Genomic DNA, 22,795 nt, shown 5'->3' with positions numbered 1-22,795 from the left:
ATCGTTTCGCCGCATAGGGCTGGCACGGATTTCGCGCACCTGGAAAGATGAAATTGGGCGGGACCGGGATAGAATTGGGATACCAACGATGAGGAAATACCTCTTTTCAGCAGGTTTCGCGTTGCTCGTGGCGGCGACGTCCGTGTCGATCACTGCAATGACGCCGCCGGCTTTCGCCAGCGAGATCAAATACGTCGTCAACGACATTCCGGTCACCAGCGGCGACATCGCCCATCGCGCCGCCTTCCTGAAGCTGCAGCGCAAGAAGGGCGATGCCGGCCAGGAAATGATCGACCAGACGCTGCGTATGGCCGAGGCCAAGCGGCTTGGCATCCGCATCAGCGACGCACAGGTCGAGGCGGCGTATCAGCGCTTTGCCTCGAGCAACAAGATGCAGCTCAGCCAGCTTGACGGCGTCATGGAGAAGTCAGGTGTCACCAAGAGCCACTTCAAGGAATTCATCCGCGCCCAGATGGCCTGGAACCAGGCTTTGAGCGCACGCTACCGTTCCGGCGACGGCACAGGTGCCGTCAGCGAGCAGGATCTCGTGAGGAAGATGCTCGAAAAAGGCGGCGCCAAACCGAGCGCCACCGAATACATGCTGCAGCAGGTCATCTTCGTGGTGCCGGCGGCTGAACGCAGCGCGACGCTGGGCAAACGCAAGCGCGAGGCCGACGCCATGCGCGCCCGCTTCAACGGCTGCAACACGACGCGCGAATTCGCCAAGGGCTTGATCGACGTCACCGTTCGCGATCTGGGCCGGGTGCTCGCGCCGCAGCTGCCGCCGGACTGGGCCGAGCAGATCAAGGCTACCAAAGTCGGCGGTGCCACCGCCACGCGCGAAACCGAGCGCGGCGTCGAATTCATCGGCATCTGCTCGTCGCGCGAAGTGTCCGACGACAAGGTCGCCCAGATGGCGTTTCAGGCCGAAGGCTCCGGCGGCGACAAGGATGCCGACGCGCTCAGCAAGAAATATGTCGACGAGCTGAAGGCAAAAGCCCGCATCGTCAAGCGCTGACGTGGGCAACACAGTGAGTGCGCTCGCGTTGAGCGCCGGCGATCCGTCCGGCATTGGGCCGGAGATCGCCATCGCCGCCTTTATGGCGCGCGAAGCTGCCGCCCTGCCCCCCTTCTACCTGCTCGCCGATCCGGCGCTGATCGCCTCCCGGGCGCGCCTGCTCGGCATTTCGCTGCCGGTCGTCGAAACGACATCAGCGCAAGCGGCGCAGGTCTTTGCCCGCGCCTTGCCGATCGTTCCGCTAGCCGCCGGCTGCATCGACAGCCCCGGCCGGCCGGATCCGGCCAATGCGGCCGCCACCATCGAGGCCATCGACCGCGCCGTCGCCGATTGCCTTGCCGGCGAAGCCTCGGCCGTGGTCACCTGCCCCATCGCCAAGAAGCCGCTCTACGATGCGGGCTTTCGCTTTCCCGGCCACACCGAATATCTGGCGCATCTGGCAGCCCGGCACAGCGGCGTCGAGGCGATGCCTGTGATGATGCTGGCAGGACCCGACCTGCGCACCGTTCCCGTCACCATCCACATCGCGCTGGCCGAGGTGCCGAAGGCACTGACCACCGAACTGATCGTCGCCACCGCGCGCATCACCGCCGCCGACCTTACCGGCCGCTTCGGCATCGCCAAGCCGAGGCTGGCGATTGCCGGGCTCAACCCACATGCCGGCGAAGGCGGCGCCATGGGCCTCGAGGACGAGCTGATCGTGCGCCCGGCGGTCGACATCCTGCGTGCCGAAGGAATCGACGCTTTCGGCCCTTTGCCGGCCGACACGTTGTTCCATGTCCGGGCGCGGGCGGGCTACGACGCGGCCCTTTGCATGTATCACGACCAGGCGCTGATCCCGGCCAAGGCGCTGGCTTTCGACGAGGCGGTCAATGTCACGCTCGGCCTGCCCTTCATCCGCACCTCGCCCGACCACGGCACGGCCTTCGACATCGCCGGCAAGGGTGTGGCGCGGCCCGACAGCTTGATAGCCGCGCTGAAGCTTGCCCGGCGGCTGGCCGACACGAACACGAAGGCAATCGCCGTATGAGACCTCGGGCATGAGCATCGACGGGCTGCCGCCGCTACGCGAGGTGATCGAGCGTCATGGGTTGCAGGCGAAGAAGGCGCTCGGCCAGAATTTTCTGCTCGACCTCAACCTCACCGGCAAGATCGCGCGCACCGCCGGCGACTTGTCCGATGCAACAGTAATCGAGGTCGGTCCTGGTCCCGGCGGGCTGACCCGCGCCTTGCTCAACAACGGAGCGCGCCATGTGGTCGCCATAGAGCGCGACGAACGTTGCCTGGCTGCTCTTGCCGAAGTGTCCGACCACTATCCCGGCCGGCTGGAGGTTGTTTCCGGCGATGCGCTGAAGACGGATTTCGCAGGCCTTGCCAGCCGAGCGACCGGGAACGGCGGTCCGGTCAAGATCGTGGCCAACCTGCCCTACAACATCGGCACGGAGCTGCTGGTGCGCTGGCTGACGGTCAGCGACTGGCCGCCTTTCTACACCTCGATGACTTTGATGTTCCAGCGCGAAGTGGCCGAGCGCATCGTCGCGCCCGCCGGCAGCGACAGCTATGGCCGGCTAGGGGTTCTTGCCGGCTGGCGGACGGAGGCGAGGATCGCCTTCGACGTACCGCCACAGGCATTCACGCCGCCGCCAAAGGTCACCTCCTCGGTGGTGCATCTGGTGCCGCGCCCGACCCCTCTGTCCGCCGAGGTAAAAAAACTCGGCCGCGTCACCGAAGCCGCGTTCGGCCAACGTCGCAAAATGCTGCGGCAAAGCGTGAAGAACCTCGGCGGCGAGGCCCTGCTCGAACGCGCCGGCATCGATCCGACACGCCGCGCCGAAACGCTGAGCGTCGAGGAGTTCGTGCGGCTGACCAATGCGGTGTAAGAAGCTGCCGATCTCCCACCCCTCGTGGGGGAGATTGGCGCTTCACCGCCTCAGCCCGTCTTCTCGTCCAACAGTCCAGAGACGAAATCGAACAGGCCTGGCCGGCGGTCGCGTCTTAGCCGCTCGGCGACGACGATACCGCGCACTTCGGCGAAGGCGCGGTCAAGGTCGTCATTGACGATGACGAAATCATATTCCTTCCAGTGCTCGATCTCGTTGCGGGCGTTTTTCAGCCGCGTCTCGATCACCGCCTCCTGGTCTTCAGCGCGACGTTTCAGCCGCGCCTTCAACTCCTTCATCGATGGCGGCAGGATGAAGATCGAGACAATGTCGGCGCGCATCTTCTCCTTGAGCTGCTGGGCACCTTGCCAGTCGATGTCGAACAGCATGTCGCGCCCCTCGGACAGCGCCAGTTCGGCCGGTTCGCGCGGCGTCGCATAGCAATTGCCATGCACCTCGGCCCACTCCAGCAGTGCGTCGGAATCACGAAGCCGCTCGAATTCCCGCATCGTCCGAAAATGATAGTGGACGCCTTCGATCTCGCTTCCGCGGCGCGGCCTGGTGGTGACCGAGACCGACAGTTCGAGGCTGGAATCGCTTTCCAGAAGATTGCGCGCGATCGTCGACTTGCCGGCGCCGGATGGCGACGACAGGACGAGCATCAGGCCCCGGCGGCGAATGCGGGACCCCAAATCCTTGGCAACCATCGGCTACTCCAGATTCTGGATCTGTTCACGAAATTGGTCGACCACCGCCTTCAGGTCCAGGCCGATCGCGGTGACGGCTGCGGCATTCGATTTGGAACACAGCGTATTCGATTCGCGGTTAAATTCCTGTGCCAGAAAATCGAGCTTGCGACCGACCGCACCGCCGCCCAGCAGCAGAGCCCGGCCGGACGCGACATGCGTTTTCAGCCGGTCGATCTCTTCGCGAATATCGGCTTTGGTGGCCAGGAACGCCGCCTCCATGTGCAGTCGGGTGGCATCCAGATTGGCGGAAGCGTCCATCAGCAGCCTGACCTGCTCGGCGATGCGTTCGCGAATCACCGTCGTCTCGCGGGATGGATCCGCCTCGGCTCGCAGCGTCAGCACCTCGATCGTGTCGATATGACCCGACAACAGCAAAGCCAGCGCGGCTCCTTCGCCCTGACGTGCCTGTTCGAGCCCGTTCAAGGCCACTTCGAGCGCGACCATGATCGCGGCATCGAGCGCGGCCCTCGCCTCCTCGGTTTCGACGGTTTCAGGAATGTCGAGCACGCCGCGCAGCGAAAGCAATCCATCTGACGTCGCCGCAGCAACGCCGAATTGCTCCTGCAGCCGTTTGGCGAGCCCAGCAAGGTCCTTCAGGAAGGCTTCGTTGACGACCGGCTGCGCCTGCGCGCCAACGGCACGGCCGATGGTCAGCGTCGCCTGGAAATTGCCGCGTGCAAAACGTTTCTGAAGTATCTGCCGGACAGCAGGTTCCAACCGTTCGAAGCCTTGCGGCAGCCGCAGCCGTACCTCGACGCTCTTGCCGTTGACGGACTTGACCTCCCAGGCGATCGAAGTGCCTTCGTGCTCGGCGACGGCACGTGCAAAACCGGTCATGCTCTGCAAATTCATATCGCCCACACGTCCCTGGCACATCGCCCTGAACCGGCTTTCCGGACAGGAGCGAGTGCGGCTTGAAAAAAGACTGCGCCGCAGGCGCGTCGAAATCGGACGCGCGGCGCTCTTCCAAATGTCAGGGCGTTGCCTGTCGGGCAACGCCTTTCTTCATTTACTGGGCAGCGCCCGCGTCACCGCCGCTGGCATCGCTGTCGCCGGTGCCAGTCGTCTTGGCGGCTTTGGCGGCATCATCGGCCTGCTTCTTCAGCAACGCGCGATAGCGGGCGACATTCTCGTTGTGCTCGTCCAGCGTCGCGGCAAAGACGTGCCCGCCGGTGCCGTCGGCAACGAAATAGAGGTCGGCGGTTTTCGACGGATTGGCCACCGCCTCCAGCGCTGCACGACCCGGATTGGCAATCGGCGTCGGCGGCAAGCCATTGATCACATAGGTGTTGTAGGGAGTCTGTTTCTGGATGTCCGACTGGTAGATCGGCCGGTCCGCCGGCTTTCCCTTGCCGCCGAACAGCCCATAGATGATGGTTGGATCGGATTGCAGGCGCATGCCCTTGGCAAGCCGGTTCAGGAAGACGGCGGCAACTCGCGAACGCTCGTCACCCTTGCCCGTCTCCTTCTCGACGATCGAGGCCAGCGTGACGAACTCCTCGACGTTGGCCAGCGGCAGGTCAGGCGCGCGCCGCTCCCAGACATCGTCGACCAGCTTCTTCTGATCCGCCAGCAGCTTGTCGACCATCTGCTGGCGTGTCGCGCCGCGCGTGAAGCGCAGCGTGTCGGTGGCGAGGCTGCCCTCCGGCGGCGTGGTTGCCGGCATGTCGCCGCTCAACGCAGTCTCCTCGGCGATGCGCTGCAATGCCTGGTCGACCGTCAGTCCCTCAGGAATGGTCAGCGAATACATCACCGACTTGCCGCTCTTCAAAAGCTCCATGATATCGCGCATGGAAGCCCTGGGCTTGATCTCGTACTCGCCGGCTTTCAGCGCGGAATCATTGCCGAAGGCCCGCACGCCAAGACGGAATACCCGGGCGTCGCTGATCAGTCCGCGGCGTTCGAGCTGGTCGGCGATATCCTGGACGCCGGTGTTCGGCTTGACCAGGAAGGTGTCGCCATTAGCCGAAGGTCCGGGTTCGGTGAATTCCTGCTTGCCGAAATAGACCGCGACGCCGGCCGCCAGAACCACCAGCATCACCGAGGAGATGACGAAGTTCATGAACACGACGACCTGGCTGCGTGACGCACGCGAGCGCTTCGGCGGTGGCGTGCCAGCCTCTGGCCGCAACGCCTCGCTGGCCGTTTTCGGCACGATCGGGCCGGATGTCGGCGGCCGTTGCCCGAATTCTCCGTTGCCTGCCGGATTTGTGTTCATTTCGCCCTACCGTTTGATCGCCCAACGAATCCCCAGCGGCAGAGTAGGGGCGAATATGGCAAAATTGACGGCACGCCAAAGCGCCGCCCGGCAGCCGGACGATCAGCCATTGTAGCGCTGGAAGACCAGCGACGCGTTGGTCCCGCCAAAGCCGAAGGAATTGGACAGCGCCACGTCGATCTGGCGGGCACGCGGCTTGTTCGGCACCAGATCGATCGCGGTTTCGCGTTCCGGGTTATCGAGATTGATGGTCGGCGGCGCGACATTGTCTCTGATGGCAAGGATAGAGAAGATCGCTTCGGCGGCACCCGCCGCTCCAAGCAGATGGCCGATCGACGACTTGGTTGACGACATCGAAATCTTCGATGCGGCATTGCCGACAAGCCGCTCGACGGCACCGAGCTCAATCGTGTCGGCCATGGTCGAGGTGCCGTGCGCGTTGATGTAGTCGACATCGGCCGGCGTCAACTTGGCCCGGTTCAGTGCCGCCGTCATGCAACGGAAGGCGCCATCGCCATCCTCGGCGGGCGCGGTGATGTGATGCGCATCGCCGGTGAGACCATAACCCGTCACCTCGGCATAGATCTTGGCGCCGCGCGCCCTGGCATGTTCGAGCTCCTCGAGCACGACAACGCCGGCGCCCTCGCCCATGACGAAGCCGTCGCGGTCCCGATCATAGGGTCGCGACGCCATTTGCGGCGAATCATTGCGTTCCGTCGACAGTGCCCGGCATGCGGCAAAGCCGGCGATCGACAGCCGCGTCACCGGCGCTTCGGCGCCACCGGCGACCATCACGTCGGCATCGCCCCACATGATCAACCGGGCAGCATCGCCAATAGCGTGCGCGCCGGTCGAACAGGCCGTGACGACGGCATGGTTCGGGCCTTTCAGCCCGTGCCGGATCGAAACCTGCCCGGAGACGAGATTGATGATCTGGCCCGGGATGAAGAAAGGGCTGATGCGGCGCGGGCCGCGCTCCTTGAGGATCGTCGCGTTCTCGGCGATGCCCTCGATGCCGCCGATGCCGGAGCCGATCAGGACGCCGGTGGCACACCGCTCTTCATGCGTCTTGGGTTCCCAGCCGGAATCCTTCAGCGCCTCGTCGGCGGCGGCAATCCCATACAGGATGAAGTCGCCGATCTTGCGCAGTTCCTTCGGCTCGAGCACGGCCTCCGGATTGAAGGTGGCATTGCTGCCGTCACCACGCGGAATGACGTGGGCGATCTTGCAGGCAAGATCCTCCACCTCGAACTCAGTGATGCGCTTGGCAGCGCTGCGGCCGGTCAGAAGTTCCTTCCAGCTGTGCTCGAAGCCCATGCCGAACGGCGACAGCAACCCAAGGCCCGTGACGACGACACGCCTCATCGCAGGTCCTCCCCGGTGATGACTGCGGAAAGCGTCAGGCCGAAGCCTTGTCGATGTACTTCACGGCATCGCCAACGGTCAGGATGGTCTCAGCCGCATCGTCGGGAATCTCGACGCCGAATTCTTCTTCGAACGCCATGACGAGTTCGACCGTGTCGAGGCTGTCGGCGCCCAGATCATCGATGAAGCTCGCCTGCTCCGTCACTTTGTCGGCATCGACGCCAAGGTGCTCGATGACGATCTTCTTGACGCGCTCTGCGGTGTCACTCATTTGGGCATCCTCGTCTTTTGTTTGTCTGTCTTCGTTAGCGGGCAGAATGCCGCTAATCAAGCTGAAAGATGGTCCTGCCGGAAACGCAACGACTACGGACCGGTTTTTGCCCGAACCGCCGGGTTGCGGGCCGCATTACACGAAAAATAGCTGAGGTCCAAGCCGAAATGGTCTCTTTTCACAACCCGCCGGCGTTGCTGCCGAACCTCGTTAGATCATCGCCATGCCGCCATTCACGTGGATGGTCTGGCCGGTGACGTAGGCGGCTTCGTTGGAGGCGAGATAAGCGACGGCGGACGCGACTTCAACGCTGGTGCCCATGCGCCGCGTGGGGATCGCCGCCATGATCGCCTCTTTCTGCTTGTCGTTGAGCTTGTCGGTCATCGCCGATTCGATGAAGCCCGGGGCGACGCAGTTGACGGTGATGTTGCGGGTGGCGATCTCCTGTGCCAGCGATTTGGAAAAGCCGATCATGCCGGCCTTTGAGGCGCAATAATTGGTCTGGCCGGGATTGCCGGTGACGCCGACCACCGAGGTGATGTTGATGATGCGGCCATGGCGGCGGCGCATCATCGGATGGGTGAGTTCGCGGGTCAGCCTGAACACGGCGGTCAGGTTGACTTCGAGCACGGTGTCCCAGTCGGCATCCGACATGCGCACGAACAGCCCGTCCTTGGTGATGCCGGCATTGTTGACCAGGATGTCGACGCCTTCGAGATCGGCCTCGGCTTTCTGGCCGAGCGCCTTGACCTCGTCACGGTTCGACAGGTTGGCCGGGAACAGCTTGACCCGGTCGCCAAGCTCGCTAGCCAGCGCTTCCAGTTTCTCGACGCGGGTGCCATGCAGGCCGACGATCGCGCCCTGCGCATGCAGCATCCTGGCGATCGCCTCACCGATGCCTCCCGATGCGCCGGTGACGAGCGCCTTGCGGCCAGTCAATTCGAACATGTGTTTAATCCTCTTTCAAATCGGACAGCCCGCGAATTGGCTATCTGTAGACGTCGCCGTTCCAGAAGTCTTCGGCTCTCAGAATGCCTTCTTCGCCGCTCCTGATCCGCCCGAGCACCTCGGCGGCAAGGTAGTAATCCTCTACATCCTCAAGGCCCCGCTCAATGAATTCGCGCAGATAGTAAGCCTTGCTGCGACCGGTTTCGGCCGAAAGCGAATCCAACCGTCGCTCGACTTCAGAAGAAAGACGGATCGATGTGGGCATGCCGCACCTCGTTGCGATGCATGTATGTGGTCATGCGCCGGTGAATTCAAGTTGCGCAGCTCAACGAAGCGCCACCAGCACTGCCTCGACCTCAGCCGCGGAGCCGACCGACGCGGTGGCAATGTCGCGGTTGATGCGCCGCGCCAATCCTGAAAGCACCTTGCCGGCGCCGATTTCGTAAAGCGTGGTGATGCCGTTCGCGCCGAACCACTCCACCGTCTCGCGCCAACGCACGCGGCCGGTTATCTGTTCGACCAGGCGGCGGGCGATCTCGTCCGGATCGCTGGTCGGGCTAACCGTGACATTGGATAGGACGGGAACCACCGGCGAATTCTTTGTCACGCCGGCCAGGGCTTCCCGCATGACGTCGGCCGCGGGCGCCATCAGCGCGGAGTGGAAAGGCGCGGAAACCTGCAGCATCAGCGCTCGCTTGGCGCCCTTTTCCGTGCACAGTTTCGCCGCCAGTTCGACCGCAGCCTTGGTTCCGGAAATAACCAGCTGACCGCCGCCATTGTCGTTGGCGATCTGACAGACCGACCCTTTGGATGCCTCGGTGCAGGCTGCTTCGACATCGGCCTGTTCCAATCCGATGATCGCCGCCATGGCGCCCTCGCCGGCCGGCACCGCCGCCTGCATGGCATTGCCGCGTATGCGCAGCAACCGGGCGGCATCGGCAACCGAAACGAAGCCAGCAGCGGCCAACGCCGAATATTCGCCCAGCGAATGACCGGCGACATAGGTGACCTTGCCTTTCAGCGAGAAGCCGCGCGATTCCAGCGCCCGGACCACGGCCAGGGACACCGCCATCAGTGCCGGCTGCGCGTTTGCGGTCAGCGTCAACGCCTCTTCCGGCCCTTCCCAGATCAGCTTCGACAAGTTCTCACCAAGTGCGTCGTCGACTTCCTGGAAGACCCTGCGCGCTTCGGGGAAGGCGTCGGCGAGATCCTTGCCCATGCCGACCGCCTGGCTGCCTTGTCCGGGAAAGGTGAATGCGACGGCCATGCGAGGGCTCCCAAGGGCTGGTTTTGCTTGCCTGAAGACGGGTTTTTCTTGCCTGTGAGGCATGGCGGGGCGCCAAGTCAAGCCCGGTTCGACCCTGCCCGACGGCCGCCTCATCCGCCGAGTGCCTGTTCCGAAAGGCTTTTTGGCGATCACTCCTGATGAAAACCGCTCACGATTCGTTTGCTGGCTCTTCTTATTTTGGCCACAGGCGCTAGCTTTGCGTGACAATTCCATGACAATCGAGTGACGTGTTTGTCGCTGGGTGGGGAAGTTTAAGTGGCAAAGAGTTACAAACGCGCCGGCAAGCCCGCGCCACAGTTCCTGGAAGACGACCCCTCCACCGGCTATCTGCCGGGCAGGAGATGGCCGGTCGTGCGCTATGGGCTTGTCAGCCTGGCGATCGCGGCCGTCCTGGTGTTTGCGATCGAACTGATCGTGCGCGGCGATTTTGCTGGCACCGTCTCCTTCTTCCTGCAGCCGCTGAAGCCCGGCTGGACCACCATCGTCGTCTTCGCGCTGATCCTGATCGGCCTCGATGCGGTGCTCGGCCGCAGCCATCAGAGCCTGATGATCGTCGCGCCGCTGACGCTATCCCTTGCCTTCGTCGGCCACCAGAAGTCGCATTATCTCGGCGATCCGCTCTATCCCACCGATTTCCTCTATGCCCGCCAGATCTTCGCGCTGCTGCCGCTTTTGGTGCGCGACCGGCCGATGACCGCGCTCGCCATGGTCGTCGGCATCGTCGCCGGCCTGTCACTGCTCGTCTACGGCTGGCGGCTGTGGCGCCGCAAGGTTCCCGCGCTCAGCCGCAAGGGCCGCCTTGCCCGGCTGACGCTGGCCGTGCCGCTGCTCGCCTTCTTCGTTTCGATCATGGACTACGCCACCTTCTCCTGGACCAGGGACCGGCTGCAGATCATCCCGATCATGTGGGACCAGAAGGAAAACTATGCCTCCAACGGTTTTGCGCTGGCCTTCGCCCTCAATGTGCCGATGGCGCATGTCTCGGCGCCGCCAGGCTATACCGACAAAGCGATCGCGGCGATCGGCAGACCTGATGTAACCGCCTCGGTGCCGGCCGAGAAGCCCGACATCATCATCGTCATGAGCGAATCCTTCTGGGATCCGACCAAGCTGCCCGGCGTCACCATCACGCCCGATCCGATCCCCAACGTGCGGGCGCTGCGCTCGGGCTCGATGTTCTCGCCGGAATTCGGCGGCATGACCGCCAACATCGAGTTCGAGGCCCTGACCGGCTTTTCCAACGCCTTCCTGCCGGCCGGCAGCATCCCCTATCAGCAATATGTGCGCACGCCGACGCCTTCGCTGGCAACCTTCCTCAAGAGCCAGGGTTACCGGGCGCGCGCCATCCATCCCGGCACCAACTGGTTCTGGAACCGTGGCGCGGTCTACGCCGATTTCGGCTTCAACGACTTCAAGTCGGAAGAGACGCTGCCGCCCATGCAAAAGCGCGGGCCGCTGGCATCGGACGCGGCGATGACCGACGAGATCATCAGCGAGGCCGACGCCAGCGACGAGCCAGTGTTCTTCTTTGCCGTCAGCCTGCAAAACCACGGTCCTTACGAGCCGAACCGCTATTACAATCCGACGCATACGGTGAAGGCGCCGATCAGCCAATGGGCGCGCGAATCGCTGCTTAGCTATGCCGAGGGTTCAGCCGATGCGGATCGCGGCCTTGAACGCCTGGTCGAATGGGCGAAGAAACGCTCCCGTCCCACCGTGATCGCCTTCTTCGGCGATCATCTGCCGCCGCTGGGGCCGGTCTACGTCGAAACCGGCTTCCTCAAGGACAATGTCGCGCCGCGCAAGGAAGCGTCGCCCGAGGCCGCCCTCGAACACCACGAGACGCCGCTGGTCATCTGGTCGAACCGCACCGGACCGGCTGAGCACATGGGTGCCGTCAGCCCAGCCTTCCTGCCCTATCATATCCTGAAAACGGCCGGGATCAGCCATCCCTACTACACCGGCTTCCTGGGCGAGATGAGCGAACGCTACCGTGTCGTCGACCGCAATCTTCTGCTGACGCCGGCTGGCGAAGCCACGCCCGATTGGGCGCGACAAAAGGAGATCGATCCGGCGATCCGCGATTTCCGCCTGCTGCAGTACGATATGATGTTCGGCAAACGCCACGCGGCACCCGACTTCTTCCCCGAAACGGTCGACAAGATTGTCGCCGCCCATACGAGTTGAGACCGCCTTTAGTTCGTCAATTGCAGCTTTGAGAACTTGTTGGCAATCTGCTGGAAGACGTCCGGCAATTTGGTCGGATCGTTGACTGCATAATAGCCGCTCGGATCAGAGGCGCAGGCGCTGTAAAGCGCACGGTTGGCTGCGGTGTCGGACTGCAGCACCATGGTGTAGATCTGCACGCCCTGGTCCTTCAATTGGGTGCAGACGCTTTTGGTCCAGCCATCGACGTTGCGTGCCGCCGTCGTCTGGTTATCCGATCCGAAACGACCGCCGGCCAGATAGCCATATGATGTGTAGTCAGACTTCGTCGGCTGTTGGCTGGCGCCATAGACGACGTTCTCACCGTCGGTGAGCAACAGCACGATCTTGCTGATGCCGGGCGTCTTCCACGGCGCTCCATCGGTGTAGGGCGCGGCGGGCGACAGCACCCGCATACCCCATGACAGGCCCTCGGAGACATTGGTGCCCGAACCGTTCCACTCGGTCATCTGACTGGCTGCCTTGCGCAGCTTGTCGAAATCGTCGGTCAGGGCGACCACCGGGGTCGGACACGCACGGTTCGGGCCGATAGTGATGGGAGAGCCGGTCTCGGTGATGAGTTCCTTGGCGGGCGCAACATATTTGGCGATCTTTTCCCTGGCAGCCCTGTCATCGGGTGACAAAAGGTCGATGAGGTTGCCGAGCAGGTTGCTGAGATCGATGCCCAGAATGTTGATGCCCGACTGGGCAAGCCTGGTTTTGTCGCTGACATCGTTGAGGTAGGAGTTGTTGTAGTATTTGTCCGAATTGCCATAGGCGCCAGACGGCTTTTGGGCGTCTTCGGGATCGTCCGGCGCAAAGTACGGCACGAACAGCGTGTCGGGCTTGGCCGTGTCGGGTGGCGTGTCGGAGATATTGTAAGCGCCTGGCCGCGCCTCGACACAACCCTTCCATCCGGTGCCATTCCATCCGGCATCGGTCCATCCGGTCTTCTTGAGCTGTTTGAAAAGCGCCATGTGGTTCGGTCGCTTGCCGTCGATGACGGGAAAATTGACGCCGTTGGTCGAGGACTTGCCGTCCATGTCGATCCAGGACGGATCGAAGCCGTCGCCATTGACGTTGACAGCGGTTACGAAAGGAACCAGCGAGGCGCGGATCTTGCGCGTCGGCGATTTCGCCGCTTCGAGCGTGTCGAGCAACGATTTTGTCGCCGTCCTCAACGCCGTCATGCGCGCGCCGGCCATCGAGCCGGTGTTGTCCAGCACCAGCACGACTTCGAGCTGGTTGTTCGATTCGACCGCCGAGGCATCGACGACGATGCGCTTGCTGTCGCCGAACAGGAAGGCGAAGTTGAGATTGACGTCCGCCGAGGCAACCGCCTTTGTCTTGACGAAGTTGACGCCCTTGTCGACAGTCAACGTCGCCTGCGCATTGCCGAGCTCGCCATGACCGACGATGTTGGCTTGGAAATAGCGGTTGAAAGCGTCATTGCGGGTGATGTCGAGATCGCCAAGGTGCGAGGAAGCAAGGTTTGCCGAATCGAGAGCGTTCTGCAAATTGCTCTTGGCCCGCATAAGGGTCGAGACATCGGTTGCGAAAGCGACTGCTGTCAGGATGACCGGCAAACCCAGTGCCAGCACAAGCGTGAAATTGCCGCTCTTCGAGCGCCAGAATTTGTCGAGAAGCATCCTTACCCCCGGAAATGCTTGCCGCTTTTGTGCGGTCGTCCGGGCTTTTGCGCCTTCCATGATGAATCGACCGTTGACGGCTGGGCTTCAACTCCACACAACCTTCTAGTGTGGTTAAGACGTGGTTCCCGGAAACCACAACTTCCGCCGTTGCTGCTCCCCGATCGTCACGTGGGACACACGGGAATGCCGCTTGCCCTTGCTTTACGGTCGGATTGCTATATAGACGCCCGCAATCTGCCGGTCCTTGCTGGGGGCTGAACGGAGGGCCGGAGGTTTTTTAGAACCTTCGTGTGAAGCCGGAAGTGCTTCCGCCTCCCGTGTCTCCGCTCTCGACCGTCTCGTTATGCTCCTTTCTTCCCCCTGCCCCTTCGAGGGTTTGCGGGTCAGAGAAGTTGCAGAGGCTTTTGCCGCCGGGAACCGGGAGAGAAACGAAGAAAGGCATAAGACATAATGGCTCTTTACGAACATGTGTTTCTTGCCCGGCAGGACCTCTCGCAGCAGCAGGTCGATGCTCTTGTCGAACAGTACAAGGGTGTCATCTCCGCGAATGGCGGGTCCGTCGGCCGGGTCGAGAATTGGGGACTGAAGTCCCTCACCTACCGGGTCAACAAGAACCGGAAGGCTTACTACACGCTGATGGACCTGAATTGCCCAGCGGCCGCGCTCAACGAGATGGAGCGCCAGATGGGCCTGTCCGAAGACGTGCTGCGCTTCCTGACCATCAAGGTCGAGGCGCATGAGGAAGGCCCGTCGGCCATGATGCAGAAGCGCGAAGAGCGCTCGGAACGCGGCGGCTTCGGCGACCGCGACCGTGGCGATCGTGGCCCGCGCTCGTTCGGCGACCGTGATCGCGGCGACCGTGGCGATCGTCCGCCGCGCTCGTTCGGCGACGCCGGTGCCGATCGTGGTCCGCGCCGTCCGCGCGAAGGCTTTGAAGGGGGTGCAGAATAATGGTCGACATCAATCAGATCCCGACCCGGCGCCCGTTCCATCGCCGCCGCAAGACCTGCCCGTTCTCAGGCGCCAACGCGCCCAAGATCGACTACAAGGACGTGCGTCTCCTGCAGCGCTACATTTCCGAGCGCGGCAAGATCGTGCCGTCGCGCATCACCGCCGTCAGCCAGAAGAAGCAGCGCGAACTCGCCAAGGCAATCAAGCGCGCCCGCTTCCTCGGCCTGCTGCCCTACGTGGTTCGCTAATAGCGTCAATGCGGGCGGCTCGCCGCCCGCTCCTCTCCCACGGCGACGGGCGCCGCAGGGTTGGACATCAAATCCCGGGTTGAGGTCAAAAACCTCTAACTGCCGCGACAGGCAGGACAGCGACACCAGCGCCCCCGGGCGCTCAAGCTTCCTGACCTGTTCCAGAGACATTCGGCGTCGATCTCATCGATTGATTGGCGCCCAACCGAAGGAACAAAACCATGGACGTCATTCTTCTCGAACGCGTTTCCCGCCTCGGCCAGATGGGCGACACCGTCAAGGTCAAGGACGGCTTTGCCCGTAACTTCCTGCTGCCGCAGGGCAAGGCGCTGCGCGCCAACGAAGCCAACAAGAAGAAGTTCGAAGGCCAGCGCGCCCAACTCGAAGCCCGTAACCTCGAGCGCAAGTCGGAAGCGGCCCAGATCGCCGAAAAGCTCGACGGCAAGAGCTTCATCGCCGTCCGCTCCGCCGGCGAAACCGGGCAGCTTTACGGTTCCGTTTCGACCCGCGACATCGCCGATCTGCTGACGGCGGAAGGTTTCTCGATCAACCGCAACCAGATCCTGCTCAACCAGCCGATCAAGACCATCGGTGTCACCAATGTGGCGATCGCGCTGCATCCGGAAGTCGAGGTCACCGTCACGCTCAACATCGCCCGCACGGCCGACGAAGCCGAGCGCCAGGCCAAGGGCGAGACACTGACCACTGCCGAAGCCATCTATGGCGACGACATCAACGACAACGCCCGGCCGGAGAACTTCTTCGATCCGAACACCGAGTTCGAGGGCGGCGAAGACAACGCCTGATCACACTTCGCAAGACGATTGGAGCCATGGGCTGATCACGACTTAAAGCCAAGCTCCGATCACTTTGCCGTCATCCAGCCATGCTGGACCAATGCCCGGGTCTCTCGCCCGGGCATTTTTGTGCCAAATGGAACTTTTCGAACCCCTATATATTGTTGCAGACTATGGCGTAGCGCGTCCTTTGGCCGCGCAAAGCACGCTGTGCAACTTTGGTTCGGCGCAAGACCCCCGGCGAAATCGATACCGATTTTCGCGGTCACGCGCCAAGGCAGCCTGTCTGGCCGAGAGGGGACATTTGGTCATGAATATTCTGTTGAAGCGCGTTCTCGACCGCCTGGTGCGCACCGGCAATCTCAAGGTGACCGGCCCCAAGGGCTCGGCTGTGATTTTCGGCGACGGCAGCGGCGAACCGGTGCACATGCATATCAAGACGGCGCATGCCGAGCGCGCCATCACCTTCGATCCGATGCTGGCAGTGCCAGAGTCCTACATGGACGGCGAACTCGACATCCTCGAAGGCGGCGTGCTGGGCGTGATGCGCATCGCCTTCCAGAATATGGGCAGCGGCGGCATCGACGCCACCTGGTCGAAGGCCATCGAAGGGCTGCGCCACGCCTTCCGCCGCCTGCAGCAGATCAACACCGCCTCGCGCTCGCGCCGCAACGTGCAGCGCCACTACGATTTGTCGGGCGACCTCTACCGGCTCTTCCTTGACCAGGACATGCAGTATTCCTGCGCCTATTTCGAGCAGCCGGACATGACGCTGGACGAAGCGCAGGCCGCCAAGAAGCGCCACATCGCCGCCAAGCTCCGGCTGAAAGCCGGCCAGACGGTGCTCGACATCGGCTCCGGCTGGGGCGGGCTTGGCCTCTACCTCGCCAAAGCGTTCGACGTCGACGTGCAGGGCGTGACGCTGTCGACCGAGCAGCATGGCGTCGCCACCGACCGGGCGCACGCGCAAGGGCTGGAAAGCCGCGTGCATTTCGAGCTCAAGGACTACCGCGAACTCAACGAGCGTTTCGATCGCATCGTCTCGGTCGGCATGTTCGAGCATGTCGGCGTCAACCACTACCGTACGTTCTTCGACAAGAGCGCGACGCTGCTCAAGCCCGATGGCGTGATGCTGTTGCACACGATCGGTCGTTCCGGCGTGCCGTGGGCGACCAGCGCATTCATCCGCAAATACATCTTCCCGGGCGGCTATATCCCTTCGCTCTCGGAAGTCATGCCGGCGATCGAAAAGTCGGGCCTGGTCGTCACCGACGTCGAGATCCTGCGGCTCCACTATGCCGATACGCTGAAGCACTGGGGCGAGCGCTTCGCTGCCAACCGCGACAAGGCCAAGGCGATCTATGACGAGCGCTTCTGCCGCATGTGGGAATTCTATCTGGCGGCCTCGGAAGCCGCCTTCCGCTGGCAGGACCTGGTCATCTTCCAGATCCAGATCACCAAGAAGAACGATACGCTGCCGATGTCGCGCGACTACATGGCCAAATGCGAAAAGGCGCTCGAGATGCGCGATATGGGGCATCGTGAAACGGCTCCCGTCAAAAAGAGTCCGACCGCCAAGCCGGCTCGTCGCCGCAAGGTTGCGGACCAGGAATAGCATTGCCGCTTGCCATTGCCGGCGCCTGCACTGAAAAAGGTCCCGTGACCGTCGCGGGACCTTTTTCATGACCTACGTCCTCTATGCCGCCGCCGCTCTGGCCGAGATCGCCGGCTGCTTTTCGTTCTGGGCCTGGTGGCGGCTGGATAAGTCGCCGCTTTGGCTTCTTCCCGGCCTCGGCTCGCTTGCCCTGTTCGGCCTCCTGCTGGCGCTGGTCGACACGTCAGCCGCCGGTCGCGCCTACGCCGCCTATGGCGGCATCTACATTGCGGCATCGCTTGGCTGGCTGTGGCTGGTGGAGGACGTGCGCCCCGACCGCTGGGATTTTGCCGGCGCGGCGCTCTGCATTGCCGGCGCTTCCGTGATCCTTCTCGTCCCGCGGGGCGCGTGAGATGGAGTTGCCGGCATCCCTTCGCCAAGGTGTCGAGCGCTTGCTCGAAAACGTTCCGCTGGCTGTACTCAAACAAGCGGCAAAAACGCTGTCCGACCGTTATCGTGCCGAATTGCGCGACGGCCGTCTGCACATGGCCGAGGATCTGGCGGTGAAAGCCTATCTGGCGACGCGGCTGCCGGCGACCTATGCCGCGATCCGCACCAGTCTCGATGCGCTGAGCGATGCCAAGCCCGCCTTCCAACCCAAGAGCCTGCTCGATGTCGGCGCAGGTCCTGGTACTGCGCTTTGGGCCACGACTGAGCTGTGGCCCGATCTCGAACAGGCTGTGTTGTTCGAAGCCAGTGCGGCGGTACGCAAGGTCGGCGAGACACTTGCCGCCGGTGCGATTGCCGCCCAGACGAGGTGGCTGGCGGGTGATGCCACCATCGACCTTGCCGACCTCAAGTCGGCCGATCTGGTCACTTGCGCCTATGTGCTCGATGAAATCGCTCCCGCATCACTGCCGAAGCTCATCGACCGCCTCTGGCAACTCACCGCCGACACGCTGCTTGTGGTCGAGCCGGGCACCCCTGCCGGCTGGCAGCGCATCCTTGCCGTGCGCCGGCAGTTGATCGAGGCGGGCGCGCATGTGCTAGCGCCTTGCGCGCATCAGGCGCCCTGCCCGCTGATCCAGCCCGACTGGTGCCATTTTTCCCGCCGCGTCGCCCGCTCGCGCCTGCATCGGCTGGCCAAGGATGCCGACGTGCCGTGGGAAGACGAGAAGTTCATCTATGTCGCGGCTTCCCGAGAACGGCCCACTTCGCACCAGGCGCGGGTTCTTGCGCCGCCGAAATCCGGCTCCGGCAAGGTTCTGCTCAAGCTTTGCCAGGACGACGGTACCGCCGCCGAGCGCTTGTTCACCAAGCGCGACGGCGCCGACTTCAAGCTCGCCCGGCGGCTGGACTGGGGCGACAGGCTGGGTTCCGAATAGGCGGCAGTGGCGTTTCGAACCGCTCCGAAGAAAAATTCGGAGCGATGTCGAATCCAGGCCGTGCCGTTCGACCATTGGCGTTCTCGGATCTTTCGAGACGCCAAGAGTGTCAAACGCCATCAGCCAACAGGAGAGACGCAATGAGCTATATCGCAGGATTTGTCGCCGCGGTGCCCGCCGCCAACAAGGAAGCCTATCGCAAGCATGTCGCCAAGGCGGCATCGGTGCTGAAGGAGTTCGGCACCACCCGGATGGTCGAGGGATGGGGCGACGACGTGCCCGGCGGCAAGATCACCGACTTCAAGGGAGCCGTGAAGGCAAAGCCGGATGAGGTCATCACCTTTTCGTGGCACGAATACGCGGACAAGGCGGCGGCGGACGCTGCCTATCAGACGATGATGAGCGACCCGCGCATGGCGGAGATCGGCGCGTCCATGCCCTTTGACGGCAAGCGCATGATCATCGGCGGTTTCACGCCGTTCATCGACCTGAACACGACCGGCAAGACCGGCTATATCGATGGCTCGCTGGTGCCGGTGCCGGCCGCCAACAAGCAAGCCTACCTTGCCGTGGCGGCGAAGCAGGCCGCGGTGATCAAGGAACATGGCGCAACCCGCGTCGTCGAGGCGTGGGGCGACGATGTTCCCGACGGCGAGATCACCGATTACCGCAGCGCCGTGAAAGCGACGGGCGATGAGGTTGTCGTCTATGCCTGGGTCGAATGGCCGTCGAAGCAGGTGCGTGACGACGCCTGGAAGAAGGTGATTGCCGATCCGCGCATGTATGCCGACACCATGCCCTACGACAACCAGCGCCGGGTCCACGGCGGCTTCGCACCGATCCTCGACGCCTGATCCCAAGAACCCTAGACAATCCTGGAAAAGGAAACCCACCATGCGTTATGCCTGTCTCATCTACTACCACCCCAAGACGCTGTTCGGCGGCAGCCCGCAAGCCAACGCCGTGCTGGCCGAATGCGCCGGATATGACGAGGTGCTCAGGGCCAGCGGCCACTTCGTAACCGCCGAGGCCCTGGTGTTGCCGGAAGAGGCGATGACCGTGCAGGTCCGCGACGGCAAGATGTCTTCGGTCGACGGCCCGTTCATGGAGACCAAGGAAATCCTGGGCGGCATCATCGTCATCGAAGCCCGTGATCTCAATGAAGCGGTGCGGGTGGCGAGCGGCCATCCGCTGGCAACGATCGGCTTTATCGAAGTCCGTCCGGTCGTCGACTTCAGCCAGCCGCCGCCGGTCCTGTGAGCACCGCCGGCCCGCGCGACGCCCTGGAGGCGGCCTACCGCACCGAGGCGCGGCGCGTGCTGGCGACCTTGATCCGCCTGCTCGGCGGTTTCGACGCGGCGGAGGAGGCCTTGCATGAGGCCTTCACTGCTGCCGCCGAACAATGGCCGCGCCAGGGTGTGCCGGCCAATCCCTATTCCTGGCTGGTCTCGGCCGGCCGCTTCAGGACCATCGACCGCTGGCGCCGGGAAGCGCGGCTGGCCGGGGCTCTGCCCGAGCTCACGGCTCTGGCCGAGCCGACACCGGAGCCGGCCATGCCGGAAGACATCCAGGACGATGAATTGCGGCTCATCTTCGTCTGCTGCCATCCGGCGCTGGCGCCGGATGCACGCATCGCCCTGACCCTGCGCGAAGTGGGTGGTTTGACCACCGAAGAGACCGCCCGCGCCTATCTGACGCCGGCACCGACCATTGCGCAACGCATCGTGCGGGCCAAGGCGAAGATCCGCGACGAGGCCATCCCTTACGAAGTGCCGGACCGCGACGACCTGCCGGCGCGTCTCGAGAGTGCGCTGCAGGTGATCTACCTGATCTTCAATGAGGGTTACGCGGCAACCGAGGGGCCGAACCTGACGCGGGCCGATCTGTGCGCCGAGGCGATCCGGCTCGGCCGGCTGATGGTCGAACTGCTCGACCAGCCGGAGGCGCAAGGGCTGCTGGCCCTGATGCTGCTGCACGAGGCGCGGCGCGCGACGCGGGTCGACGCCAGCGGCGACCTTGTCCTGCTAGAGGATCAGGACCGCACGCTGTGGGACCGTTCGCTGATCGCCGAGGCCGACGGCCTGATCGGTCGGGCGATCGCCTCGCGCCGCATCGGACCTTACATCCTGCAGGCGGCCATTGCTTCCGTCCACGCCGAGGCGGCAGGCACGGCGGAGACCGACTGGGTACAAATCGTCGCGCTTTACGATGTGCTCGGCCGCGTCGACCCCTCGCCGGTCGTGGCACTCAACCGCGCCGCGGCCATAGGCATGCGCGACGGCCCGCAGGCCGGACTGGCGGCAATCGAGGCGGCCATGGGACAAGGCGGGCTGGACGGCTACCATCTGGCGCACGCGGCGCGAGCAGAAATGCAGCGCAGGCTTGGCTTGACCGAAGCGGCAAGGACCTCCTACCGGCGGGCGATCGAGTTGACCCGGCAACCGGCGGAACGCCGGTTCATCGAGGGGCGACTCGGTCAGCTTTGAGCGGGATGGCTGCACAGGGCACCATTCTTGTTTTCCCGTTTTGTTCTCCCTGTAGATGCGCTACAATCGTTCTTTCGATTCGAGTCAATTGTGATTCTTTCCACCGAAAAAACTCGGCTGTGAATCGCGGGTATCAAAGCTGATTGGACAGGCACTGGTGCAGATAAGTCAGCATGGACTTGTCACGTTCTGATATCGAGAAGCCGGGATCGAAATCGGGGACATCATGGCAGAAGCAGCGCGAAAATTCGGCGTCGCGGAAACACCGCTTTATCGTGAAGCGCCAAACAACATCGAGGCCGAGCAGGCGCTGCTCGGCGCGATCCTGGTCAACAACGATGCCTTCTACCGCGTCTCGGACTTCCTCAAGGCCAGCCATTTCTACGAGCCGCTGCACCGCAAGATCTTTGAGGTGGCGTCCGAGTTCATCCGCATGGGCAAGGTCGCGACGCCGATAACGCTAAAAACCTTCCTGCCGGCCGACGAGAAAGTCGGCGACATGACGATGGCGCAATATGTCGTGCGGCTGGCGGTGGAGGCCGTTACCGTCGTCAACGCCACCGACTATGGCCGCGCCATCTATGACCTTGCGACGCGCCGCGCGCTGATCACCGTCGGCGAGGACATGGTCAACATCGCCTATGACGCGCCGGTCGACATGGCGCCCGGCGAACAGATCGAGGACGCCGAACGCCGCCTGTTCGAGCTGGCCGAAAACGGCCGCTACGATGGCGGCTTCGAGAGTTTTTCCGATGCGTTGAAGAACGCCGTCGACATGGCCAGTGCGGCTTACATGCGCGACGGTCACCTATCCGGCATTGCCACCGGCCTGCGCGATCTCGACCACCGCATGGGCGGCCTGCAGCCATCCGATTTGATCATCATCGCCGGCCGCCCAGGCATGGGCAAGACGTCGCTGGCCACCAACATCGCCTACAACATCGCGGCCGCCTATGAGCCTGCCCAGCAGGCCGACGGTTCGGTCAAGGCGGCCAATGGCGGCGTCGTCGGCTTCTTCTCGCTCGAAATGTCGTCGGAGCAGCTGGCCACCCGCATCATCTCCGAGCAGACCGAGATACCATCTTCGAAAATCCGGCGCGGCGATTTGACGGAAGCCGATTTCGGCAAGCTTGTCGCCTACACGCAGGAGAACCACAAGCGCCCGCTCTACATCGACCAGACGGGTGGTATCTCGATCGCCCAGCTCGCGGCGCGCGCCCGCCGCCTCAAGCGGCAGCGCGGGCTGGACCTGATGGTCATCGACTATATCCAGCTGATGCAGGGTTCGTCCGCCAAGGCGTCGCAGAACCGCGTCCAGGAAATCACCGAGATCACCACCGGACTGAAGGCACTCGGCAAAGAGTTGGGCGTGCCGATCATCGCCCTCTCACAGCTCTCGCGTCAGGTCGAAAGCCGCGACGACAAGCATCCGCAGCTGTCCGATCTGCGCGAATCGGGCTCGATCGAGCAGGACGCCGACGTCGTGCTGTTCGTGTACCGCGAGGAATATTACATCAAGAACAAGGAACCGGAGAAAGGCACGCCCGAGCACCTCGCCTGGGAAACGAAGATGATCGAGGTCCAGGGCAAGGCCGAAGTGATCATCGCCAAGCAGCGCCATGGCCCGACCGGCACCGTCAGCCTTGCCTTCCAGGGCGAGTTCACCCGCTTCTCCGACCTCGCCGAGGAGCATCATCTGCCGGAAAGGTTCGAGTAGCTTTTTGACCTACCGTCGCGCTC

Annotated in this window: 24 protein-coding genes; 15 read left to right on the top strand and 9 right to left on the bottom strand. The window is 63.2% G+C overall.

Translation table 11 applies throughout. The features are described from left to right. The first annotated feature begins 88 nt into the window (after window positions 1-88). From NKH97_RS19925 to rsmA, 3 genes are read left to right on the top strand one after another with little or no spacing between them, the layout of a single operon-like run. Window positions 89-1,018, top strand: coding sequence for a peptidylprolyl isomerase (locus tag NKH97_RS19925; protein ID WP_023813768.1), 930 nt, complete (start codon window positions 89-91; stop codon window positions 1,016-1,018). Between the two features lie 13 nt (window positions 1,019-1,031). Further along, window positions 1,032-2,048, top strand: a complete 1,017-nt coding sequence (pdxA, locus tag NKH97_RS19920) for a 4-hydroxythreonine-4-phosphate dehydrogenase PdxA (RefSeq protein ID WP_502895161.1) — start codon at window positions 1,032-1,034, stop codon at window positions 2,046-2,048. A 10-nt stretch (window positions 2,049-2,058) separates the two neighbouring features. After that, window positions 2,059-2,898 carry a 16S rRNA (adenine(1518)-N(6)/adenine(1519)-N(6))-dimethyltransferase RsmA gene (gene rsmA, locus NKH97_RS19915; RefSeq protein WP_352609739.1) on the top strand — a complete coding sequence of 280 codons (840 nt, stop codon included), beginning with the start codon at window positions 2,059-2,061 and terminating at the stop codon, window positions 2,896-2,898. A 50-nt stretch (window positions 2,899-2,948) separates the two neighbouring features. On the opposite strand, the gene gmk is transcribed toward rsmA, so the two are convergent. The 3 genes from gmk to mltG all read right to left on the bottom strand — a co-directional run bounded on the left by gmk (window position 2,949) and on the right by mltG (window position 5,709). Then, a complete protein-coding gene (gmk, locus tag NKH97_RS19910) occupies window positions 2,949-3,605 on the bottom strand; it encodes a guanylate kinase (RefSeq protein WP_013532512.1) in 657 nt (218 codons plus the stop codon). A gap of 3 nt (window positions 3,606-3,608) precedes the next feature. Beyond that, the gene (locus tag NKH97_RS19905; RefSeq protein ID WP_352442178.1) at window positions 3,609-4,499 is read right to left on the bottom strand and encodes a YicC/YloC family endoribonuclease; all 891 of its coding nucleotides are present in this window, start codon (window positions 4,497-4,499) and stop codon (window positions 3,609-3,611) included. A gap of 157 nt (window positions 4,500-4,656) precedes the next feature. After that, the gene (mltG, locus tag NKH97_RS19900) at window positions 4,657-5,709 is read right to left on the bottom strand and encodes an endolytic transglycosylase MltG (RefSeq protein ID WP_352442177.1); all 1,053 of its coding nucleotides are present in this window, start codon (window positions 5,707-5,709) and stop codon (window positions 4,657-4,659) included. Here mltG and NKH97_RS19895 point away from each other — a divergent pair. After that, window positions 5,708-5,980 (top strand): hypothetical protein, encoded by a 273-nt coding sequence (locus tag NKH97_RS19895; RefSeq protein ID WP_352442176.1) that lies wholly within the window; start codon window positions 5,708-5,710, stop codon window positions 5,978-5,980. The two genes, mltG and NKH97_RS19895, sit on opposite strands and share 2 nt — an antisense overlap. On the opposite strand, the gene fabF is transcribed toward NKH97_RS19895, so the two are convergent. The 5 genes from fabF to fabD form a co-directional block, all read right to left on the bottom strand. Next, the gene (gene fabF / locus NKH97_RS19890) at window positions 5,968-7,230 is read right to left on the bottom strand and encodes a beta-ketoacyl-ACP synthase II (protein WP_352609745.1); all 1,263 of its coding nucleotides are present in this window, start codon (window positions 7,228-7,230) and stop codon (window positions 5,968-5,970) included. The two genes, NKH97_RS19895 and fabF, sit on opposite strands and share 13 nt — an antisense overlap. A gap of 34 nt (window positions 7,231-7,264) precedes the next feature. Then, window positions 7,265-7,501 carry an acyl carrier protein gene (locus tag NKH97_RS19885; protein ID WP_006203723.1) on the bottom strand — a complete coding sequence of 79 codons (237 nt, stop codon included), beginning with the start codon at window positions 7,499-7,501 and terminating at the stop codon, window positions 7,265-7,267. Window positions 7,502-7,711: 210 nt separating this feature from the next. After that, on the bottom strand, window positions 7,712-8,449 hold the full coding sequence (gene fabG / locus NKH97_RS19880; RefSeq protein WP_023813762.1) for a 3-oxoacyl-[acyl-carrier-protein] reductase: 738 nt from the start codon (window positions 8,447-8,449) through the stop codon (window positions 7,712-7,714). Window positions 8,450-8,489: 40 nt separating this feature from the next. After that, on the bottom strand, window positions 8,490-8,714 hold the full coding sequence (relB, locus tag NKH97_RS19875) for a type II toxin-antitoxin system RelB family antitoxin (protein WP_352631894.1): 225 nt from the start codon (window positions 8,712-8,714) through the stop codon (window positions 8,490-8,492). 60 nt (window positions 8,715-8,774) lie between these two features. Continuing rightward, window positions 8,775-9,716, bottom strand: a complete 942-nt coding sequence (fabD, locus tag NKH97_RS19870; RefSeq protein ID WP_352631896.1) for an ACP S-malonyltransferase — start codon at window positions 9,714-9,716, stop codon at window positions 8,775-8,777. Window positions 9,717-9,992: 276 nt separating this feature from the next. Here fabD and NKH97_RS19865 point away from each other — a divergent pair, with 276 nt between their 5' ends. After that, window positions 9,993-11,924 (top strand): LTA synthase family protein, encoded by a 1,932-nt coding sequence (locus NKH97_RS19865; RefSeq protein ID WP_352442174.1) that lies wholly within the window; start codon window positions 9,993-9,995, stop codon window positions 11,922-11,924. Between the two features lie 8 nt (window positions 11,925-11,932). Here the strand turns inward: NKH97_RS19865 and NKH97_RS19860 are convergent, their stop codons facing one another. Beyond that, window positions 11,933-13,591, bottom strand: coding sequence for a pilus assembly protein TadG-related protein (locus NKH97_RS19860; protein WP_352442173.1), 1,659 nt, complete (start codon window positions 13,589-13,591; stop codon window positions 11,933-11,935). Window positions 13,592-14,044: 453 nt separating this feature from the next. Between NKH97_RS19860 and rpsF the strand changes: the two genes are divergently transcribed. The 10 genes from rpsF to NKH97_RS19810 all read left to right on the top strand — a co-directional run bounded on the left by rpsF (window position 14,045) and on the right by NKH97_RS19810 (window position 22,772). Next, a complete protein-coding gene (gene rpsF / locus NKH97_RS19855; protein WP_013532520.1) occupies window positions 14,045-14,545 on the top strand; it encodes a 30S ribosomal protein S6 in 501 nt (166 codons plus the stop codon). Continuing rightward, the gene (rpsR, locus tag NKH97_RS19850) at window positions 14,545-14,793 is read left to right on the top strand and encodes a 30S ribosomal protein S18 (RefSeq protein ID WP_006203718.1); all 249 of its coding nucleotides are present in this window, start codon (window positions 14,545-14,547) and stop codon (window positions 14,791-14,793) included. The genes rpsF and rpsR overlap by 1 nt, the downstream gene beginning before the upstream one ends. Window positions 14,794-15,014: 221 nt before the next feature. Next, on the top strand, window positions 15,015-15,599 hold the full coding sequence (gene rplI / locus NKH97_RS19845; protein WP_127289263.1) for a 50S ribosomal protein L9: 585 nt from the start codon (window positions 15,015-15,017) through the stop codon (window positions 15,597-15,599). A 301-nt stretch (window positions 15,600-15,900) separates the two neighbouring features. Next, the gene (locus NKH97_RS19840; protein ID WP_023813756.1) at window positions 15,901-17,205 is read left to right on the top strand and encodes a cyclopropane fatty acid synthase; all 1,305 of its coding nucleotides are present in this window, start codon (window positions 15,901-15,903) and stop codon (window positions 17,203-17,205) included. 67 nt (window positions 17,206-17,272) lie between these two features. Beyond that, window positions 17,273-17,596, top strand: a complete 324-nt coding sequence (locus NKH97_RS19835; RefSeq protein WP_023813755.1) for a YnfA family protein — start codon at window positions 17,273-17,275, stop codon at window positions 17,594-17,596. Window position 17,597: 1 nt separating this feature from the next. Next, complete coding sequence (locus NKH97_RS19830; RefSeq protein ID WP_023813754.1) at window positions 17,598-18,569, top strand: small ribosomal subunit Rsm22 family protein; 972 nt, start codon at window positions 17,598-17,600, stop codon at window positions 18,567-18,569. 140 nt (window positions 18,570-18,709) lie between these two features. Continuing rightward, window positions 18,710-19,423, top strand: a complete 714-nt coding sequence (locus NKH97_RS19825) for a DUF1428 domain-containing protein (RefSeq protein WP_352722765.1) — start codon at window positions 18,710-18,712, stop codon at window positions 19,421-19,423. Between the two features lie 40 nt (window positions 19,424-19,463). Beyond that, a complete protein-coding gene (locus NKH97_RS19820) occupies window positions 19,464-19,829 on the top strand; it encodes a YciI family protein (protein WP_128303068.1) in 366 nt (121 codons plus the stop codon). After that, window positions 19,826-21,055 carry an RNA polymerase sigma factor gene (locus NKH97_RS19815; RefSeq protein WP_352722766.1) on the top strand — a complete coding sequence of 410 codons (1,230 nt, stop codon included), beginning with the start codon at window positions 19,826-19,828 and terminating at the stop codon, window positions 21,053-21,055. The genes NKH97_RS19820 and NKH97_RS19815 overlap by 4 nt, the downstream gene beginning before the upstream one ends. A 226-nt stretch (window positions 21,056-21,281) precedes the next feature. After that, window positions 21,282-22,772: a replicative DNA helicase gene (locus NKH97_RS19810; protein WP_127261333.1), complete on the top strand. Its 1,491-nt coding sequence runs from the start codon at window positions 21,282-21,284 to the stop codon at window positions 22,770-22,772. Window positions 22,773-22,795: the final 23 nt, after the last annotated feature.

Origin of the sequence: Mesorhizobium sp. M0870 (assembly GCF_040319775.1) — a bacterium.
In the GTDB taxonomy this organism is placed as follows: domain Bacteria; phylum Pseudomonadota; class Alphaproteobacteria; order Rhizobiales; family Rhizobiaceae; genus Mesorhizobium.
This window is presented reverse-complemented; position numbering and strand designations above follow the sequence as displayed.

Coding starts and splice junctions, on each gene's coding strand:
- NKH97_RS19825 (WP_352722765.1), top strand. CDS start 18,710: ATGAGCTATATCGCAGGATTTGTCGCCGCGGTGCCCGCCGCCAACAAG.
- fabF (WP_352609745.1), bottom strand. CDS start 7,230: ATGAGGCGTGTCGTCGTCACGGGCCTTGGGTTGCTGTCGCCGTTCGGC.
- NKH97_RS19840 (WP_023813756.1), top strand. CDS start 15,901: ATGAATATTCTGTTGAAGCGCGTTCTCGACCGCCTGGTGCGCACCGGC.
- NKH97_RS19885 (WP_006203723.1), bottom strand. CDS start 7,501: ATGAGTGACACCGCAGAGCGCGTCAAGAAGATCGTCATCGAGCACCTT.
- relB (WP_352631894.1), bottom strand. CDS start 8,714: ATGCCCACATCGATCCGTCTTTCTTCTGAAGTCGAGCGACGGTTGGAT.
- rsmA (WP_352609739.1), top strand. CDS start 2,059: ATGAGCATCGACGGGCTGCCGCCGCTACGCGAGGTGATCGAGCGTCAT.
- NKH97_RS19820 (WP_128303068.1), top strand. CDS start 19,464: ATGCGTTATGCCTGTCTCATCTACTACCACCCCAAGACGCTGTTCGGC.
- mltG (WP_352442177.1), bottom strand. CDS start 5,709: ATGAACTTCGTCATCTCCTCGGTGATGCTGGTGGTTCTGGCGGCCGGC.
- NKH97_RS19895 (WP_352442176.1), top strand. CDS start 5,708: ATGAACACGACGACCTGGCTGCGTGACGCACGCGAGCGCTTCGGCGGT.
- rpsF (WP_013532520.1), top strand. CDS start 14,045: ATGGCTCTTTACGAACATGTGTTTCTTGCCCGGCAGGACCTCTCGCAG.
- NKH97_RS19925 (WP_023813768.1), top strand. CDS start 89: ATGAGGAAATACCTCTTTTCAGCAGGTTTCGCGTTGCTCGTGGCGGCG.
- NKH97_RS19830 (WP_023813754.1), top strand. CDS start 17,598: ATGGAGTTGCCGGCATCCCTTCGCCAAGGTGTCGAGCGCTTGCTCGAA.
- fabG (WP_023813762.1), bottom strand. CDS start 8,449: ATGTTCGAATTGACTGGCCGCAAGGCGCTCGTCACCGGCGCATCGGGA.
- fabD (WP_352631896.1), bottom strand. CDS start 9,716: ATGGCCGTCGCATTCACCTTTCCCGGACAAGGCAGCCAGGCGGTCGGC.
- gmk (WP_013532512.1), bottom strand. CDS start 3,605: ATGGTTGCCAAGGATTTGGGGTCCCGCATTCGCCGCCGGGGCCTGATG.
- rplI (WP_127289263.1), top strand. CDS start 15,015: ATGGACGTCATTCTTCTCGAACGCGTTTCCCGCCTCGGCCAGATGGGC.
- NKH97_RS19905 (WP_352442178.1), bottom strand. CDS start 4,499: ATGAATTTGCAGAGCATGACCGGTTTTGCACGTGCCGTCGCCGAGCAC.
- NKH97_RS19835 (WP_023813755.1), top strand. CDS start 17,273: ATGACCTACGTCCTCTATGCCGCCGCCGCTCTGGCCGAGATCGCCGGC.
- NKH97_RS19810 (WP_127261333.1), top strand. CDS start 21,282: ATGGCAGAAGCAGCGCGAAAATTCGGCGTCGCGGAAACACCGCTTTAT.
- NKH97_RS19860 (WP_352442173.1), bottom strand. CDS start 13,591: ATGCTTCTCGACAAATTCTGGCGCTCGAAGAGCGGCAATTTCACGCTT.
- rpsR (WP_006203718.1), top strand. CDS start 14,545: ATGGTCGACATCAATCAGATCCCGACCCGGCGCCCGTTCCATCGCCGC.